The 15,595-nt window shown below is 48.3% G+C and carries 19 protein-coding genes; 6 read left to right on the forward strand and 13 right to left on the reverse strand.

Annotated features, from left to right (window positions below):
* The first annotated feature begins 66 nt into the window (after window positions 1-66).
* Entirely contained in the window at window positions 67-276 is a 210-nt protein-coding gene (locus TSUB_RS04505) for a DUF2798 domain-containing protein (protein ID WP_087021420.1), read from the forward strand.
* A 58-nt stretch (window positions 277-334) separates the two neighbouring features.
* On the opposite strand, the gene TSUB_RS04510 is transcribed toward TSUB_RS04505, so the two are convergent.
* The 3 genes from TSUB_RS04510 to TSUB_RS04520 all read right to left on the reverse strand — a co-directional run bounded on the left by TSUB_RS04510 (window position 335) and on the right by TSUB_RS04520 (window position 3,125).
* Window positions 335-1,600: an outer membrane protein transport protein gene (locus TSUB_RS04510; protein ID WP_087021418.1), complete on the reverse strand. Its 1,266-nt coding sequence runs from the start codon at window positions 1,598-1,600 to the stop codon at window positions 335-337.
* Window positions 1,601-1,843: 243 nt separating this feature from the next.
* Entirely contained in the window at window positions 1,844-2,569 is a 726-nt protein-coding gene (locus tag TSUB_RS04515; protein WP_087021416.1) for a DUF3379 family protein, read from the reverse strand.
* Entirely contained in the window at window positions 2,556-3,125 is a 570-nt protein-coding gene (locus tag TSUB_RS04520) for a sigma-70 family RNA polymerase sigma factor (RefSeq protein ID WP_087021412.1), read from the reverse strand. The genes TSUB_RS04515 and TSUB_RS04520 overlap by 14 nt, the downstream gene beginning before the upstream one ends.
* 605 nt (window positions 3,126-3,730) lie before the next feature.
* On the opposite strand from TSUB_RS04520, the gene fadI reads away from it, so the two are divergent.
* Together fadI and fadJ are read left to right on the forward strand one after the other, a co-directional pair.
* Complete coding sequence (fadI, locus tag TSUB_RS04525; protein ID WP_087021409.1) at window positions 3,731-5,047, forward strand: acetyl-CoA C-acyltransferase FadI; 1,317 nt, start codon at window positions 3,731-3,733, stop codon at window positions 5,045-5,047.
* Entirely contained in the window at window positions 5,044-7,167 is a 2,124-nt protein-coding gene (gene fadJ, locus TSUB_RS04530; protein ID WP_087021406.1) for a fatty acid oxidation complex subunit alpha FadJ, read from the forward strand. The genes fadI and fadJ overlap by 4 nt, the downstream gene beginning before the upstream one ends.
* A 22-nt stretch (window positions 7,168-7,189) precedes the next feature.
* Here fadJ and TSUB_RS04535 read toward each other — a convergent pair whose 3' ends face one another.
* Together TSUB_RS04535 and TSUB_RS04540 are read right to left on the reverse strand one after the other, a co-directional pair.
* The gene (locus TSUB_RS04535; RefSeq protein WP_159064917.1) at window positions 7,190-7,378 is read right to left on the reverse strand and encodes a hypothetical protein; all 189 of its coding nucleotides are present in this window, start codon (window positions 7,376-7,378) and stop codon (window positions 7,190-7,192) included.
* 261 nt (window positions 7,379-7,639) lie between these two features.
* Window positions 7,640-7,822 carry a hypothetical protein gene (locus TSUB_RS04540; protein ID WP_087021401.1) on the reverse strand — a complete coding sequence of 61 codons (183 nt, stop codon included), beginning with the start codon at window positions 7,820-7,822 and terminating at the stop codon, window positions 7,640-7,642.
* A 208-nt stretch (window positions 7,823-8,030) separates the two neighbouring features.
* Here TSUB_RS04540 and TSUB_RS04545 point away from each other — a divergent pair, with 208 nt between their 5' ends.
* The 3 genes from TSUB_RS04545 (at window position 8,031) to TSUB_RS04555 (ending at window position 9,212) form a co-directional block, all read left to right on the forward strand.
* Window positions 8,031-8,375: a hypothetical protein gene (locus TSUB_RS04545; RefSeq protein ID WP_087021398.1), complete on the forward strand. Its 345-nt coding sequence runs from the start codon at window positions 8,031-8,033 to the stop codon at window positions 8,373-8,375.
* 69 nt (window positions 8,376-8,444) lie between these two features.
* The gene (locus TSUB_RS04550; protein WP_159064916.1) at window positions 8,445-8,606 is read left to right on the forward strand and encodes a hypothetical protein; all 162 of its coding nucleotides are present in this window, start codon (window positions 8,445-8,447) and stop codon (window positions 8,604-8,606) included.
* Between the two features lie 6 nt (window positions 8,607-8,612).
* Window positions 8,613-9,212, forward strand: coding sequence for an HAD-IB family hydrolase (locus TSUB_RS04555; protein WP_087021396.1), 600 nt, complete (start codon window positions 8,613-8,615; stop codon window positions 9,210-9,212).
* 88 nt (window positions 9,213-9,300) lie between these two features.
* On the opposite strand, the gene TSUB_RS04560 is transcribed toward TSUB_RS04555, so the two are convergent.
* The 8 genes from TSUB_RS04560 to TSUB_RS04595 all read right to left on the reverse strand — a co-directional run bounded on the left by TSUB_RS04560 (window position 9,301) and on the right by TSUB_RS04595 (window position 15,531).
* Window positions 9,301-9,744, reverse strand: coding sequence for a DUF2753 family protein (locus tag TSUB_RS04560; RefSeq protein WP_087021394.1), 444 nt, complete (start codon window positions 9,742-9,744; stop codon window positions 9,301-9,303).
* Between the two features lie 13 nt (window positions 9,745-9,757).
* On the reverse strand, window positions 9,758-10,381 hold the full coding sequence (locus TSUB_RS04565; protein ID WP_087021391.1) for a superoxide dismutase: 624 nt from the start codon (window positions 10,379-10,381) through the stop codon (window positions 9,758-9,760).
* 136 nt (window positions 10,382-10,517) lie between these two features.
* On the reverse strand, window positions 10,518-10,958 hold the full coding sequence (locus TSUB_RS04570) for a DUF1499 domain-containing protein (protein WP_087021388.1): 441 nt from the start codon (window positions 10,956-10,958) through the stop codon (window positions 10,518-10,520).
* Window positions 10,959-11,014: 56 nt separating this feature from the next.
* Window positions 11,015-11,926 (reverse strand): metal ABC transporter permease, encoded by a 912-nt coding sequence (locus tag TSUB_RS04575; protein WP_087021385.1) that lies wholly within the window; start codon window positions 11,924-11,926, stop codon window positions 11,015-11,017.
* A complete protein-coding gene (locus TSUB_RS04580) occupies window positions 11,923-12,789 on the reverse strand; it encodes a metal ABC transporter permease (protein ID WP_087021382.1) in 867 nt (288 codons plus the stop codon). The genes TSUB_RS04575 and TSUB_RS04580 overlap by 4 nt, the downstream gene beginning before the upstream one ends.
* Window positions 12,770-13,600 (reverse strand): metal ABC transporter ATP-binding protein, encoded by an 831-nt coding sequence (locus TSUB_RS04585; RefSeq protein WP_087021379.1) that lies wholly within the window; start codon window positions 13,598-13,600, stop codon window positions 12,770-12,772. The genes TSUB_RS04580 and TSUB_RS04585 overlap by 20 nt, the downstream gene beginning before the upstream one ends.
* Window positions 13,593-14,477, reverse strand: a complete 885-nt coding sequence (locus TSUB_RS04590; protein ID WP_087021376.1) for a metal ABC transporter substrate-binding protein — start codon at window positions 14,475-14,477, stop codon at window positions 13,593-13,595. The genes TSUB_RS04585 and TSUB_RS04590 overlap by 8 nt, the downstream gene beginning before the upstream one ends.
* 172 nt (window positions 14,478-14,649) lie before the next feature.
* Window positions 14,650-15,531 carry a TraB/GumN family protein gene (locus TSUB_RS04595; RefSeq protein WP_087021373.1) on the reverse strand — a complete coding sequence of 294 codons (882 nt, stop codon included), beginning with the start codon at window positions 15,529-15,531 and terminating at the stop codon, window positions 14,650-14,652.
* Window positions 15,532-15,595 lie beyond the last annotated feature (64 nt).

A 15,595-nucleotide genomic window follows, 5' to 3' on the forward strand; every position in this document is an offset into this window, starting at 1 on the left:
GATTCATTAATTGCAATCTTCTAATCTGGCTGAGTCTAAGGTTTATTCAAACAAAAGGAGTATGGGATGAAGCATCGGATACTGTTTACCGTCATCATGTCGGGCTTGTTGTCGTTGCTGATGACGCTATGGGTGACTTATCTCAATCTTGGTATGGTGGCGACATTTGTCAGTGCGTGGATGAATGCGTTTACGAAAGCTTGGCCAGCGGCATTTGTGGTGTCTTTCTTTCTCTCACCCTTTGCACAGCAGGTGACTCGGTGGCTGTTAGATTGACACAGATAGAAAAAACCTCCCACCAGGGAGGTTTTTGCTATTCATGACAAGTGAACAGTTAGAAAGTGTAGCTGTATTGTGCACCGAACAGAAGCGCGTTTGCACGGGTTGTTGCGCTAATGGTAGTACCAATTGCTGAGGTCTCTTTCACCGCCACGTCTTTACCGATCAGGTAGGTCGCACCGAAGTCGAAGGTTGATTGCTCGCTGAGGTGGTAGCTAAAGCCGGCAGAGAACCAGTTACGGTCTGAATCAGGCACAGAGATAGAGGTGATTTCGTCTTGTGCACTGGTGTCGTACATGTAGCCCGCGCGCAGTGTCCAAGAACTGTTTAAGTAGTAAGTACCACCGATAGAGTAGTGCCAGCCGTTTTGCCACTCGTAGGTGTTGATATGCTCACCAGAGGCGGTTTCTAGCTTATCGAAGGCTTTCCAGCCGATCCATTGCACAGAGTAGTGTACCGCGAACTGGTCTGCGACTTTGTGGTAGCCCGAGAATTCTGCCATATCAGGTAGCGGTACGACTAATTTGTTGAATTCCGTCATTCCACCCGTAGCAGGGTTAATCTTTTGTACTTTGCCCTCTGCTTCAAGTTCAGGACTGTAGCGGTAAGAGAAACCGAAACGGTTGTCTTCGTCGTGCTCGTAGACAACACCGAGGTTAAAGCCAAGGGCATAGCCATCCGCATCAACATCAAGTAGTGGCGTGTCTGGAAGACTGATAAGGCCAGCTTGCGGGTGTTGAGCGAAGAGATCCGCAGAGCGTTTTAGTTCACCTTTACCATAGATAACGTCCAAGCCACCACCGATGCTCCACTGCTCATCAATGCGATAGGCAAGGCTCAAACCAAGGTTGAAACTTTTTAGATCTGTCAGGCCACCAAATTCGTTGGCTGGGTAGTCTGCAGAGAACTCAGTTTTGGTACCGAAGTTACTGTACAACGAGACACCCGCAGTGAACTGGTCATTAATTGGTGCAATGAAATAGAGGTTAGGTGCCACAGAAGTACCACCGATCTCTTCATCATTCAGCGAAGAGGGCTGACCAAGAACGTTGGTGTAGTTTGCCCCTTTCACCTTGATGTCAGTTTTTAAAACGATGCCGCCCAACGAGAGAGCCTTGCTATCAAATAGGCTCATTGCCGCAGCGTTACGTGACATCACTGAGGCATTGTCAGCAATAACGGCATCACCAGCAAAAGCACGGCCAAGGCCAGTTGCTGATTGAGAATTTAATTGGAAACCAGCGGCAAAAACAGGCTGGCTCATTACTCCAACTACCGATAAGGCTAGTAGTGAGGGAGTAAACAGACGCTTCTTGTTCATTTTTTATCCTTTTATATTATTTTGAACTGCACTTTGTGACAATTCGCCGCAGATTGTAGGTATTTCGTTGCGGGCAACAAATCAGACCAGAAATGATATTTTTATAAATTGTTGGGATTTATGACCGATTTGGCGTTATCAGGAATGAAAATGGTGAAACTGATGCATTTTTTGGATAAAAAAAGACCGGATAATGCGCTTATCCGGCCAGTGCGTTGTATGAAGGCGTTGTTTTTGCTGGTTTTATATACTTTGTGACAAATTAGCGCGGATATTGTCGACGATAGGCGACAAAGGCTGCGCTTTTTCACCGACAACAATCAAGCTCGCGTTCTCCATTGGCATCACGACACCCTTATGGCGATCATCTTCAAAGCTGCTCATGTCTGGACTCGCTTGAGGCACTAAGAACACCGTGACTTCATGCCCTTTGCTTGTTTTCATCACTAAGTGCATAGCAGCAGTCTCACCAAAACCACAGTGGTTGACATAAGTGACTCTGCCGTCAACATTCAGATCATTTAACTGCTTACCAAAAGGGGCCAATTTCGCGTTCACTTGCGCTAGGGTGACGTTCTCATCAATCGCAGCAACGAACTCAGACTCATTGTTGACATGTTGAAGGGCAATTTGCTCAAGTGTGTTGGCATTCGCATCAGGCAGGGCGGCCGTCCAATTGAATTGACCCAACATAATGCCAAAGGCAAAGGCCACTGATGCAGCTAATGCAACATGGTAGCGGACATGGGTTCGCTGTGTTTTTTCATGGCCCGTTTGATGGAAAAGGACACGGTCGACTAACCCATCGGGCACTTCGACATCATTCAGTGCTTTGGCGATCTCTTTATCGAGTGCCTGCATCTCATCCGTAAAGGCTTGATGGCTAGGCGATTGCATCGCCGCTTTCAGCTCGGCATCGAGATCGTTCGGATCTGCCATCACTCGGCGACGGAATTCAAGCTCGTCCATTCTGGATACCCCCCTTTGCTTCTTGCTTTTCAAGCTGCTCTTTCAGTTGGTTGCGTGCTCTGAAAAGTCTTGTCATGACCGTATTGCGGTTGAGCCCTAAAATACTCGCAATTTCATCTCCACTGAAGCCAGACATGACTTGCAACACCAATGGCTCACGGTATTCAGGTGATAGGTTCATGATCATTTTTTGCAGTTGCGTCTGCTCAGCGTCACCTTCGCTCGATGCATTGGTATCGGCCACAGCATGATCTTCAATATCAACCAGTTCAAGTTGTTTGCGTTCAAATCGGCGAGCATTTTCCCGGCGGAGAATGGTGATCAGCCAGGATTTTGCCGCAGCGTCGTCTTGTAAACTATCGAGAGAGCGCCAAGCGCGTAAACAGGTTTCTTGCACAAGATCTTCCGCAATGTGCTGATCTTTACATAGCCAATACGCGTAGCGATACAAATCTCGATGCCAGGCTCGGACGAGAGCCTCGTAGCGTCTTTGCTTATTCATATCATCATTGACCGGGGTTGATGATGATTTCTTACCAAAAAATGCAATTCCCATCTGCATACCTATTATTTGCGAGATAGATCCGGGCTTTATCAATCGGAGAACTGATTAATAAAGATAAAATTGATCTGGTTCAAGTTCTGTCTCGCCATCCAAGATAATATAACTCCTGTCATCTAGCTGTGTGCGCTTACTTTACGCATTTACTCTAGAGTAAGTTGCTGTAGCACATACAGTTTGTTGAGCAAGATGACAACTTCCTTTTGAAGGCTGACTTTACTTTCTCCTATCAGGATTTACCTGATTTACAATTGGCTTTACGTTGATTGATTCTACGTAGATTGCTTTCCACGTAATTTTAGACCACACCCTTCGGTGTGGTTTTTTTTATCTGCTTTCAGCGTATTAACTAATTTGTAAACAATACTAAATCATTTCGTGACTTTCTAAACCCATTTCCCGCTTTTCTTGATACCTCAGCGCTTGCCTTGTCTCAGCTGGATGCCAAACGTGCAAAATTCGCTTCTTTAACGGGCAATCTGTCCGCTTGAATTTGATTAATCTGCCGTAGGTCACGGTTTTTTTAAACGCCCGTTTGAGTTATTTAACAACTTGGTTACAATTTGGAGGTCAGACCTGTTGCCTTAAAAGGAGGCCGTGTGAAGCATTCCCGTCAAGCATTGAAAACCGCCAGTGGTGATCGTGTTGCCATCGTGCAAGGGCTACGTACCCCCTTTGCTCGCCAATCAACCGCCTATACTGATGTGCCCGCTGTCGACCTAGGCAAGATGGTGGTCAATGAGCTGTTACAGCGCCACGATATCCCCGCTGGTTTGATTGATCAGGTGGTGTTTGGGCAGGTGATTCAGATGCCTGAAGCGCCAAATATTGCACGTGAAATAGTGCTTGGCACACAAATGGATGTGGCTACGGATGCCTACAGTGTGACGCGTGCTTGTGCAACGAGTTTTCAAGCGGTGGCCAATGTGGCCGAGAGTATTTTGTCCGGCACGATTGAATGCGGTATTGCAGGCGGGGCTGACTCCAGTTCTGTGCTTCCTATCGGCGTGTCGAAAAAGTTGGCCGCGTTGCTGTTGCAACTTTCTAAAGCGAGGAGCCTTAAACAGCGCCTTGCCGTGCTAAGCCAGATTCGCCCTAAAGATTTAGCGCCTGCACCGCCAGCGGTTGCCGAGTATTCAACTGGCTTGTCGATGGGGCAAACAGCGGAGCAGATGGCGAAAACACACAGCATCTCCCGTCACGATCAAGATGCGCTGGCTCATCGCTCTCATCAGCTTGCGGCTCAAGCATGGCGAGATAAATTGCTTGATGATGAGGTGATGGCGGCGTATGTCCCCCCTTTTAACGCGCCCTATCTTAGCGATAACAATATTCGCCACGATTCTGAATTAGCACAGTATGCCAAATTACGCCCCGCGTTTGACCGACGCCATGGCTCTGTGACAGCCGCCAACGCCACCCCTTTAACTGATGGTGCGGCGGCGGTGTTGCTGATGCGGGAGGATAAAGCAAAAGCGCTTGGCTATAAGCCTCTCGGGTATCTGCGCGCGTATGCGTTCTCGGCCATTGGCGTTGAGGTGGATATGTTAATGGGCCCTTCTTACGCCACGCCGATTGCACTTGATAGGGCTGGCGTCTCGTTGAGTGACCTGACCTTAATTGATATGCACGAGGCGTTTGCGGCTCAAACATTAGCGAACGTGAAAATGTTTGCTAGCAAGCAGTTTGCACAAGAAAAGTTAGGCCGTGCTGAGGCTATCGGCGAGATAGACATGGATAAGTTTAATGTGCTTGGTGGATCGATTGCTTATGGCCATCCATTTGCAGCGACGGGGGCGCGAATGATTACCCAAACACTTAACGAACTGCGCCGTCGTGGTGGAGGACTTGGCTTGACGACCGCTTGTGCAGCTGGTGGCCTTGGGGCAGCGATGATTCTGGAGGTAGAGCAATGAGTGCAACTGAGCAAGCAAACGTGTTTGATTGGAGACTGGATGACGACGGCATCGCTTGGATCTGTTTTGACGTTCCCAATGAGAAAATGAATACTCTGCAAGCCGAATTCGTCACAGAGATTGAAGCGCTATTAGATGACCTTGGCACTTCATCACCTAATGGGGCGGTGTTCTATTCCGGGAAGCCTGACAACTTCATTGCGGGTGCGGACATTCGCATGTTAGACCGCTGTGAAACCGCGGCTCAAGGCCAGCACATTGTCGAGTCTGGGCAGAAAATTTTTGACCGAATCGAAGCGCTACCCTATCCAGTCGTCGCGGCCATTCATGGGCCTTGCTTAGGAGGTGGGTTGGAACTAGCGATGGCCTGTCATTTCCGGGTTTGCAGTGATGATGATAAAACCCGCCTAGGGCTACCAGAAGTACAACTGGGATTGTTACCGGGTTCTGGCGGTACTCAACGTTTACCGCAACTGGTTGGCATTAGTACGGCATTGGATATGCTGCTGACAGGTAAGCAATTACGGGCGAAAAAAGCAAAGAAGGTGGGGTTAGTTGATGAATGCGTGCCGCAAACCATCTTGCATACCGTGGCTAAGCAGTTGGCGACGGGTGCCAAACGGACGAAAAAGAGAGGGTTCAAAGAGCGATTGCTAAGCGGTAACCCACTAGGGCGATCAGTGGTGTTTGATCAAGCACGAAAAAGTGTGCTGAAGAAAACACGCGGTAACTACCCAGCGCCGGAAGCGATTTTAGAGGTGGTGAAAGAAGGATTAGAACATGGCTATCAAGCGGGCTTGAAAGCCGAGTCACGTGCGTTTGGTGAGCTTGTTGTCACGCCTGAATCCCGAGCGTTAAGAGGTATTTTCTTCGCGACCACAGCGATGAAAAAAGACCCAGGAGCCGAGGCAAAACCACAAGCGGTTGAGCGTGTTGCCGTATTAGGCGGGGGATTGATGGGAGGAGGTATCGCCCATGTCACCGCGGCAAAGGCCAAACTTCCTGTGCGGATAAAAGATATTCATCCAGAAGGCATCAATAATGCGCTTGGCTATCACTACAAGCTTTTAGATAAGCGCCGTAAGAAGCGCATTTTATCGCGCGCTGAGGTGCAAAAACTAATGCATCAAGTGAGTGGTGACCTTGAGTATCGAGGGTTTAAACAAGCCAATGTTGTTATTGAAGCCGTGTTCGAAGACCTGACTTTGAAGCAGCAGATGGTCGCTGACATAGAAGCGACGATGATGGAAGAGACAATCTTTGCTTCGAATACCTCATCAATCCCAATCAGCGACATTGCAGCAAAGGCCAGTCGGCCAGAAAATGTTATTGGACTGCACTATTTTAGTCCGGTTGAGAAGATGCCACTGGCTGAAATTATTCCGCACCAAGGCACATCGGCGCAAACTATCGCCACCACTGTTGCACTGGCTAAAAAGCAGGGTAAAACGGCGATTGTGGTCAAAGACAGTGCGGGTTTTTATGTCAATCGAATATTGGCACCTTATATGAACGAGGCGGCATTGATGTTGCTTGAAGGAGAGCCGATTGAACACCTTGATGAGGCTTTGGTCGACTTTGGCATGCCTGTTGGGCCGATCACGTTACTTGATGAAGTCGGTATCGATATTGGCGCGAAAATTAGCCCCATTTTGACTGAGGCACTGGGTGAGCGCTTTCGTTCCCCACCTCTGTTTGACACCTTGCTACAGGATGGCCGAAAAGGGCGCAAAAGTAACAAAGGTTTCTATTCCTACAAAGGGAAAAAGAAGTCCGTGGATAAGTCCGTCTATCCGCTGCTATCGATATCACCGCAATCGATTCTGAACGCTGACGATATCGCCAAGCGCGCTGTCTATATGATGCTGAATGAAGCAGCGCGGTGTTTTGATGAAGGCGTTATCAGCTCTGCGCGAGATGGTGATATTGGCGCCATTTTCGGTATTGGCTTTCCCCCTTTCCTTGGTGGGCCGTTCCACTACATGGATAACATGGGGATCAATGAAATGGTTGTTGAACTACAAGTGTTAGCCAACAAATACGGAGAGCGGTTTGCGCCATGCCAGTGTCTGGTTACGATGGCAGAAGCGGGGGAAACGTTCCACTCCCGTTCGCAATAGAACACTAACGGCGCAGATAGTGTTATGAAAACAACCCATTGAGTGCATCAAGCTCGGCATCCGTGAGCAGTGCAGCGCCATTTCGTGTAGGGTAACGAAGATGACGCGCACTGCTGTTTTCCATCAGCGAGTTGAGCAGTTGGCGGCGTTGCTGCTCATTGAGCTTAGGGAGGATTTTCTGCAGTTGATGAAATTCGTGTTCACTCATCATGGTTGTCTTTTATGAATTTGGATGATTATTTTATTGATGATTCGTCAATAAATTGTCAGAAGATCGTCAAAAACATTGATTCACTGAGCATATCTGGATACGCCTCGCAAAGGGTATGGTTAAAGTGTGAGTTGTTTCATCTCGATATCGCATTAACCTGAGTAAAAAGGTCACGATGGTCGATTAAGGCGTATTAGCTTGCACAGTCTTAAGGTGTGTAATTTAAGCCACAATGTGTGCTTCGGGCCTTGACGTGCAAACTTAGGTAAACAAGCGCTGAATCGCGTCGCGCTCCGCCTCGGAAAGCAACGCACGAGCGGAGAGTCGGGTTGATGAGGTGTTACTGCGTAGTTGAGTAATTAAGGTCTGGCGTTGTTGCTTGCTCATTGAAGGTGATAACTGCTCAATGGTTTCAATCAGCTGCAAGAAGTCTTTGTCTTTCATCTCGTTTCCTCTCGATACGCCTGATTAAGTTCACCACGATGCTGGATAAATTGTATACGCCATCACGCGGGGATAAGTATCAGTTTTCTGTGTTAATTTGAGTCATTCTGTCAGTTTTTGTCATGTTAAGGTGTGCGATTTGCACGCTGTTCATTTTTGAGTATAAAGCAGGTAGTCTGAACAAAAACCGAACAGGAACTAGGTGGTGATGAGAATTGCAGTACTACGTCATGGCAGACCACAGTTAGATTTGGATGCAATAAAGAACACTCGTTATTCTGCGAGAGACTTTGGGTGCATCGTGGCCCAGTATGAAGATTCGCCATTGGCATTAGACTCTTTTGCCCCGAAAGCGGTGATGGAGAAGGCCAAGTCGTTTTCCATTATTGTTAGCAGTGATCTACTGCGAGGTATCGAATCAGCTCGTCAATTCACTGTAAACAACATCCACTTAGTGGATGCAAGATTTCGAGAAGCGGGTATGCCCTATTTCAACTTGAGATGGCCGAAGCTCACGTTGCTACAATGGTCTATTTTTTTCCGATTGTTCTGATTAGTAGGCTTTTCTCGTCGTGGTGAAGCACTCAAATGCACCAAGCAACGCGCTGAAGAAGGTGCTGATGTGTTGATCGACATGGTGAAGAACGAAGGTGATGTTCTACTGGTCGGACATGGTATTTTTAATCGCGTATTGGCCGGCGCATTGAAGCGACGTGGGTGGCACAGTGTAGGTAAGGTAGGGAAGGGATATTGGGAGTATGTTGAATATGAATATCGCGGGTAACGGTTAATGTCAAAGAACCTAGCACTGTTTGATTTTGATGGGACGATAACCCATGCCGACTGTTTCACCCGGTTTGTTTTTTTCGCTGCCACGCCTTGGCGTTTATTGCTAGGTGCACCATGCTTGATACTGGCGTTTTTGTTGTATAAAGCAGGTGTGTTACCCGCGTCAAAAACACGGCCGCTGGTGGCTTGGGTTCTATTCTGGCGACGCGAAGCAGTCGAGGTAATGGAGCTGGGCGCGCGCTTTGCGAACGAGGTGTTGCCTGCGGTTATCCGAGATGAGGCTAAGGAAAGATTGGATTGGCATCGCCAGCAAGGGGATCGCATTGTGGTGGTCTCGGCATCGTTGAACCCTTATCTATCCGTTTGGTGTCATCAACAAAGCGTGGAGTTGCTTTGCAGTGAGTTGGCTGTCAATGGTCAAAGGCTGACTGGGCGCTATGTGGATGGGGATTGTAGTTTAGTGAATAAAGTTAGGCGTATTCAGCAACATCTTGATCTAGAGGATTTTTCGACAGTGTATGCCTATGGCGATACGCACGAAGACTTTCCTATGTTGGCGCTTGCCGATCAAGGTTGGTATCAGTGGCAACGTCACAATTAAAGCAACGCTCTGCAGTACCAGAGCGTTGGAGTGGTGTAGGACTCAACGGGCTCGGGGTGCGATACGCGTTGAGCCTGTATGGCTGTCACTAGTGAATTTGGAATCGGGCAATTAACTCACAGTGGCTGTAATGATTGAAGTTTTCCACTTGTTTGGCGATCTGAGGATCGGGGTGGCGCTTCAAAAAGCTGACTAAAGCGGCCTTACAGCAGCCTAAAGAAGAGATGAACGCATCACACTTTTTGTTCGGGCATTGAGGCAGTAGGTTCAACACGTGTTCTGATGCCAGCTGTAAGTACTTCAATTCATCATCATGCTCACCGACCTTTCGCCAAAATGCAGCAAGGTTGTGGCAAGAAGCAATGCGAATGGTCAGAAGCATTTCAAGATCATCTTGTGCTTCCGCCGCCGCATTTAAAGCTTCAGCTTCAGATAAAGCCAGTTGATAATGCACTATTGAGAGCATCGGGCGTTGATTACGTTCCTCTTCTATCGCACGCATCGTGTGCGCTTCCCAGCGTGAGACGTCCATTTTAACTCCTTCGTTACGCTTTCTGAGTCGCGAGCAATACGGATTGGTAGTGCTCGCTGACCTGAGCCCAATCCACCACTTGCCACCACGCGTCAATATAGTCAGGACGGCGGTTTTGGTAGCTAAGGTAGTAGGCGTGTTCCCAAATATCCAATGCCAAGATTGGTTCACCCTGTACCTCAGCAACATCCATTAATGGGTTGTCTTGATTAATGGTAGACGTGATTTCCAATCGACCTTCAGTGACAATCAACCAGACAAAGCCAGAACCAAAGTGGGTTGCTGCTGCGTCTGAGAATGCCTGTTTAAATTGCTCGAAGCTGCCAAAATGGCGAGTAATCGCTTCGGCTAGAATTCCGCTGGGTTGGCCGCCACCTTGTGGAGACATGCAACGCCAAAACAAGTTGTGATTAAAGAAGCCACCACCATGGTTGCGAATCGCGCCTGGTAACGTGGAGACTTTCTCAAACAACGTGTGTAGAGACTCACCATTGATGTCGGTATCTGTTATTGCTGCGATGAACTTGTCATAGTAAGTGCGGTGGTGTTTGCTGTAGTGCACTTCCATTGTCTTTGCATCGATATGTGGTTCTAGAGCGTCATACGCGTATGGCAGCTCTGGAAATTGATAGGCCATTGTTACCTCCATTGAATAGTGATAACCATTATTAAATGATAATGGTTATCGTTTCAACCATGAGGTTTGTGTGAATATTCAACACCTGAGGCAAGATCGCAATTTTATTGGCCTACGGTCTGCACCTTAACTTGACCTATTCGATGATATTACCCTCATTTAACAACGCGATGAGTTTCGCCACTCGCTTTCTGTTGACGCCAAAATCGGAGTAACCGACGCGTGACTCTGAACGCAGTACAAGTTGTTGCCCGTCGAGGCGTATCTCGAGATCATCGACAAACCGGAACACATTACTGGTACAGGTGATATGTAAGTATTCACTTTCTTTGTGGGCGAGTTTTGCACCCGGTAACGTTAAAGCGATAGCTTCAATGTCCGCTAGAACTGTCCCTGCTTTTACCTCAATAGGAGCGACAGCATATTTTTCGCGGTTATCGACACTCGCCACACAGTTGGGCTTGTCACCACAGGGTAAATCGACCTTTTTTGTCCATTGTTCATTTTTCACGGCGACCTCCTTGCTGCAAGCAGTAAGGGCGACGATCAAAGTGAGCAAAGTGAGCTTTTTGCACATGATGTTCCTTTTGGGTGTTTTTATAGTGGCCAAACGCGTGAATGCGCATGGTCTGACTAACCCAGTTTATACTCACTTTTACTCTGTTTGGATTGCTGATTACGTGCTTGGCCGTGTGTGAGTGATTTTTTTTCGAGCAGTTTGATCAAGATGCCTGATAGAGACAGGCGTTGATAGCCCAATGCCAAACAAAAAAGCGCCGTTTGCACCAATACGATAGTAGGCCCTGTCGCCGCATCTAGATGAAAGCTAAGAACAATACCAAGCGTGACCGCGATGATTGCTGAGCTGACTGCGATAAATTGCATTGAAGCAAAGCGCCGACATAGGAGCTGTGCCGTGAGTCCCGGCGCAACCAACATCGCCACGACCAGAACAACCCCAACGGCCTGCATCGCGGCGACAATGGCACTGGCGAGGATAACCAAAAAGCCGTAGTGCAACAGACTAGTGTTAAGTCCGATGCTTTTGGCATGCACATTATCAAAGCACCAACACATAATGTCTTTACCTTTGAGCGCGATGATAAGGACAGTCACGACCGCAGTCAGGATAACGGTTAGCAGGGTTTTCGCGGGAATACCCATCAAATTACCAAACAGAATGTGTTGCAGATGTTGGTCGGTATCAATAACGCTAAACAAGATCAGTCCAAGACTGAACAAGCCCGTGAACATGATCCCCATTGCAGTATCTTCTTTGATGCGACTGTGGTTTTTAACGAAACCTGTCAACAATGCGCAACTGAGACCGGATAGTACAGCCCCAATAGCGAGCGGAATGCCAAGGACTGCGGCAAGCACAACCCCCGGCAATACGGCGTGAGAGATAGCATCGCCCATCATCGCCCACCCCTTGAGAACGAGGTAGCAAGAGAGCAGGGCGCAGACGATGGCGGTTGCGATGGCGGCAATTAAGGCATCTTGCATAAAGGGAAAACTGAACGGTGTAATCAGCCATTCATTCATACGCGACGCTCCTGAAGTCTCGCTTTTGTGCCCAGAGATTGGAAACGAATAAGGCCATGCTTCGGCGCGAATAGAAATGCCAGTAAAAAGAGCGATGTCTGCAATAAGACGATAAACGCCCCGGTTGTAGCGTCATTAAAGTAGCTGATGTACGCCCCGAGTGAACAGGTCACCATACCGAGTAAGGTACTCAGGATGAGCACATGGCTGAACTTGTCACTTAATAGATAGGCGGTGGCTCCCGGGGTGATGACCATGGCAACCACTAAGATGGCACCAACCGTTTGTAGTGCCGCAAGAATGCTTGCACTCAATAGCACGTAAAAGAGCCATTGGTAGTGCCTAACGTTGAGGCCAACCGCGCTTGCTTGATGTTCATCGAAGAAAACCAACATCAAGTCGCGCCACTTTAGGGTCATGATAACTAAGGCAACCGCCATTACGATCGCGATCTGCACTACATCGGACGTGGCGATTGCCAAAATGTTACCGAAGATCACCGAGTTGAGACTGACAGACGTCGGGTTGAGGGAAATGATAAACAAGCCAGCGGCGAAGAAGCTACTGAATACCAGTCCAATAATGGCGTCTTGCTTGAGTGCCGTGATCTGCTTTAGCAATGCCATGGCGATAGCGGCGAGGCCACCCGTGAGTACGGCCCCTACCATAAAGGGAAAATTGAGTGAGTAAGCGATGGCCACACCCGGCACAACGGCGTGAGAAAGAGCATCGCCAATCAGTGACCAGCCTTTGAGGATCAAGAAGGTGGAGAGCAGTGCGCAAAGGGTTCCCACTAGACCACTAACGAGAATGGCATTGCGCATATACTCAAACTGAAATGGTTCAATCAACGTGGTGAACATGTGATGTCTCCTTGGTTGAAAAAATGGCTGGGCGCTCATCATCAGAGATGATGGTGACAGGTGAAGTCGGGATCTGCACTTGTCGCAACGCGCCGCCAAACACCAAGCTGAGGTTGTCACTGTTGTAGACATCTTCAGTTGGCCCCGCCGCAATGACACGGCGATTAAGTAACACAACCTGATCACAGAAATCGGGCACTGTGCCCAGGTTATGTGTAGAAATGAGAATGAGATGCCCCTCACTGCGTAGTGATTTCAATAGCTGCATGATGCTGTTTTCTGTTGTCGCATCGATGCCAGTGAAAGGTTCATCTAAGAGAATAATCGGGCTTTGTTGGGCTAAAGCGCGGGCAAGGAACACTCGCTTTTTTTGCCCCCCTGAAAGCTCACCAATTTGTCGGTGCTTCAGGTTGGCAATGTTGAGGCGCTCTAGTGATGCTTGCACGATGTCACGATCGACCGCTTTAGGACGACGCAGAAAATTCATGTGGCCGTAACGTCCCATCATCACGACATCTTCAACCGTGACAGGAAATTGCCAGTCGACTTCTTCAGTCTGCGGAACATAGGCAACTAACAAGGACTTCAGTGCAGATTTAACAGGGATACCGTTGAACTGAATCTCGCCCTGTTGAGGTGAAATCAGTCCCATCATGGCTTTGTAGAGTGTCGATTTACCACTGCCATTCATGCCGACAAGGGCACAAACTTGTGCCCCGTCGAGTGTGAAACTCGCCTTGTCCAGCGCCTGATGGCCGTTGCGATAGCGCATACTGACATTTGTCACTGAGACACTTGGCGAGTTAGTCATGATTAAAGCCTTTAGCGATAGTTTCTGCGGTGACTGTGAGCAGGTCTAAGTAAGTAGGGACGGGGCCCTCTGCGGTACTGAGTGAATCCACATACAGTACGCCACCATAATGTGCGCCCGTTTCACGCGCGACTTGTTTGGCTGGCTTGTCAGACACCGTACTTTCACTAAAGACAACCGGAATCTTGTTATCACGTATTTTTAAAATCAGTGATTTAACTTGCTGCGGTGTACCTTGCTCGTCGGCGTTGATTGGCCACAGGTAGGCTTCTTGCAGGTTGTAGTCTCGGGCAAGATAACTAAATGCGCCTTCACTGGTGACTAGCCAGCGCTGTTGTGCCGGAATAGCATCCAGTGCCGCTTTGACACGGCTGTCTAGCGCAACAATTTGTTCTTTGTAGTCCGCGGCATTTTTCGCGTAGGCCGCGGCATTGTCAGGGTCATACTTGGAGAGCGCCGCTTGAATGTTATCAACATAAATAACCGCGCTACTGGTTGACATCCAAGCATGTGGGTTGGGTTTACCTGTGTAAGGGCCACCATGAATAGAGAGCGGTTCGACACCTTCACTGATAGTGACGCTAGGCACATTAGGGAGATGGGTGTAGAACTTTTCAAACCAACGCTCTAGGTTTAAACCATTCCAAACAATGAGGTCGGCATCATGCACTTTTACGATATCTTTCGGGGTTGGTTGGTAGTCGTGAATCTCTGCGCCGGGCTTAGTGATTGAGACAACATCGGCATGTTCGCCAGCAACGTTAGCGACGATGTCTTGCAGTACAGTAAAGGTGGTGACGACTTTCAACTTCTCAGCGCTGAGAGCTGGAAAGGTACTAAGCAAGAGTGCTAAACCTGCGACCCAAGTTTTTTTCATGGTTTATCCCTGTGAAGTGAGTATGTTTGTATACTAATGAGAATCATTCTCATTTTCAAATGATTTTTGTGAATTATTTTAACAATGTGGTTTTGTCACCACGTTTGTATGTACTAGAGGAGAGAAAACGGCGCAGAAAACGCCGTGCATCAATGAAGGGAAATAGCGGGGGCTAGAGTAAAGCGTCTATACAGTCGACTTTTTGCTGCGCTGAGATTTCGCGGACCGAGAAACCCCGTTTTTCAAGCAGCGCGGGTAGCCCTTTAGGGCCAACCATGTGCATCATACCGACGACCACAAGGTAATCCCCCGCAGGGAACTCTGTAGCAATTTTTTCAGCCCAATTTCGATTGCGCTGAAAAATCAGTGCGTCATCTGTTGCCTTATCTATAGAAGAAGCCGCGAGTAGTTCATCAAAGGCACTAAGGTCTCCCGCACTCCATGCTTCGACAATACAGGCCATGGCTTTTTCAGCGAGATGCCACTCATCGATTGTATTGACCAAGAGTGGTACGCCGTGGTCAGGTAGTGACTTGAGTAGTTGCATTTGATAGTCGACACTCTCCAGCTCGATAATAGGGATATTTTTCTTTTGGGCTTGTTTTAACAGAGTCAGATCGACCCCCCATTGTGGCATTAGGCCCATTTTCATCGCTTGCATAAATTGTAACTGCAATGCGACTTGCCAAGGTGGGCTGCGTAAAAGCATTGGAAAAGGAATCTGCAGGCTTGATGCTAACTCACGTAAAGATTCGAGCTGTTGCGCTGAAAGCGCTTGGCTTGTTTTGGGCCCCGTGTAGCGGCCTTGGTCAACAATACCCGACAAAATATCCGCTTCAACGACAAGGCTGTACTTGCGTGCCATTGCGTCATGGATTTCTTGTGGCAATGGATACATGTCAGGGCGACCAACATGCACGGACCCCATTAGGAGAAACGTAGAGCTTTCAGAATTCGCTAGCCATAAGGTGGGTGATGAAGCGGCCGAAAGAGGGCTAACAAAAGGAAAGGCCAACAGCGCAGAGGTGAGAAGTCGTTTTATCCAGATGATCATGGTCGTTAAGGTCCCAAGCAAATATATACTCAAACATCTTGAAGTCTATACTCAAACCACCTCA

Origin of the sequence: Thaumasiovibrio subtropicus, from assembly GCF_019703835.1 — a bacterium.
GTDB classification, from domain to species: Bacteria; Pseudomonadota; Gammaproteobacteria; order Enterobacterales; family Vibrionaceae; genus Thaumasiovibrio; species Thaumasiovibrio subtropicus.

Excerpts from the sequence above, each read along its gene's own strand:
- TSUB_RS04565 (WP_087021391.1), bottom strand. The coding sequence starts at position 10,381 with ATGGCCTATCAATTTCCAGAGCTGCCATACGCGTATGACGCTCTAGAA.
- TSUB_RS04570 (WP_087021388.1), bottom strand. The coding sequence starts at position 10,958 with ATGTGCAAAAAGCTCACTTTGCTCACTTTGATCGTCGCCCTTACTGCT.
- TSUB_RS04560 (WP_087021394.1), bottom strand. The coding sequence starts at position 9,744 with ATGGACGTCTCACGCTGGGAAGCGCACACGATGCGTGCGATAGAAGAG.
- TSUB_RS04505 (WP_087021420.1), top strand. The coding sequence starts at position 67 with ATGAAGCATCGGATACTGTTTACCGTCATCATGTCGGGCTTGTTGTCG.
- TSUB_RS04585 (WP_087021379.1), bottom strand. The coding sequence starts at position 13,600 with ATGACTAACTCGCCAAGTGTCTCAGTGACAAATGTCAGTATGCGCTAT.
- TSUB_RS04575 (WP_087021385.1), bottom strand. The coding sequence starts at position 11,926 with ATGAATGAATGGCTGATTACACCGTTCAGTTTTCCCTTTATGCAAGAT.
- TSUB_RS04510 (WP_087021418.1), bottom strand. The coding sequence starts at position 1,600 with ATGAACAAGAAGCGTCTGTTTACTCCCTCACTACTAGCCTTATCGGTA.
- TSUB_RS04540 (WP_087021401.1), bottom strand. The coding sequence starts at position 7,822 with ATGAAAGACAAAGACTTCTTGCAGCTGATTGAAACCATTGAGCAGTTA.
- TSUB_RS04595 (WP_087021373.1), bottom strand. The coding sequence starts at position 15,531 with ATGATCATCTGGATAAAACGACTTCTCACCTCTGCGCTGTTGGCCTTT.
- TSUB_RS04545 (WP_087021398.1), top strand. The coding sequence starts at position 8,031 with ATGAGAATTGCAGTACTACGTCATGGCAGACCACAGTTAGATTTGGAT.
- fadJ (WP_087021406.1), top strand. The coding sequence starts at position 5,044 with ATGAGTGCAACTGAGCAAGCAAACGTGTTTGATTGGAGACTGGATGAC.
- TSUB_RS04555 (WP_087021396.1), top strand. The coding sequence starts at position 8,613 with ATGTCAAAGAACCTAGCACTGTTTGATTTTGATGGGACGATAACCCAT.
- TSUB_RS04590 (WP_087021376.1), bottom strand. The coding sequence starts at position 14,477 with ATGAAAAAAACTTGGGTCGCAGGTTTAGCACTCTTGCTTAGTACCTTT.
- TSUB_RS04515 (WP_087021416.1), bottom strand. The coding sequence starts at position 2,569 with ATGGACGAGCTTGAATTCCGTCGCCGAGTGATGGCAGATCCGAACGAT.
- TSUB_RS04520 (WP_087021412.1), bottom strand. The coding sequence starts at position 3,125 with ATGGGAATTGCATTTTTTGGTAAGAAATCATCATCAACCCCGGTCAAT.
- TSUB_RS04580 (WP_087021382.1), bottom strand. The coding sequence starts at position 12,789 with ATGTTCACCACGTTGATTGAACCATTTCAGTTTGAGTATATGCGCAAT.
- TSUB_RS04535 (WP_159064917.1), bottom strand. The coding sequence starts at position 7,378 with ATGATGAGTGAACACGAATTTCATCAACTGCAGAAAATCCTCCCTAAG.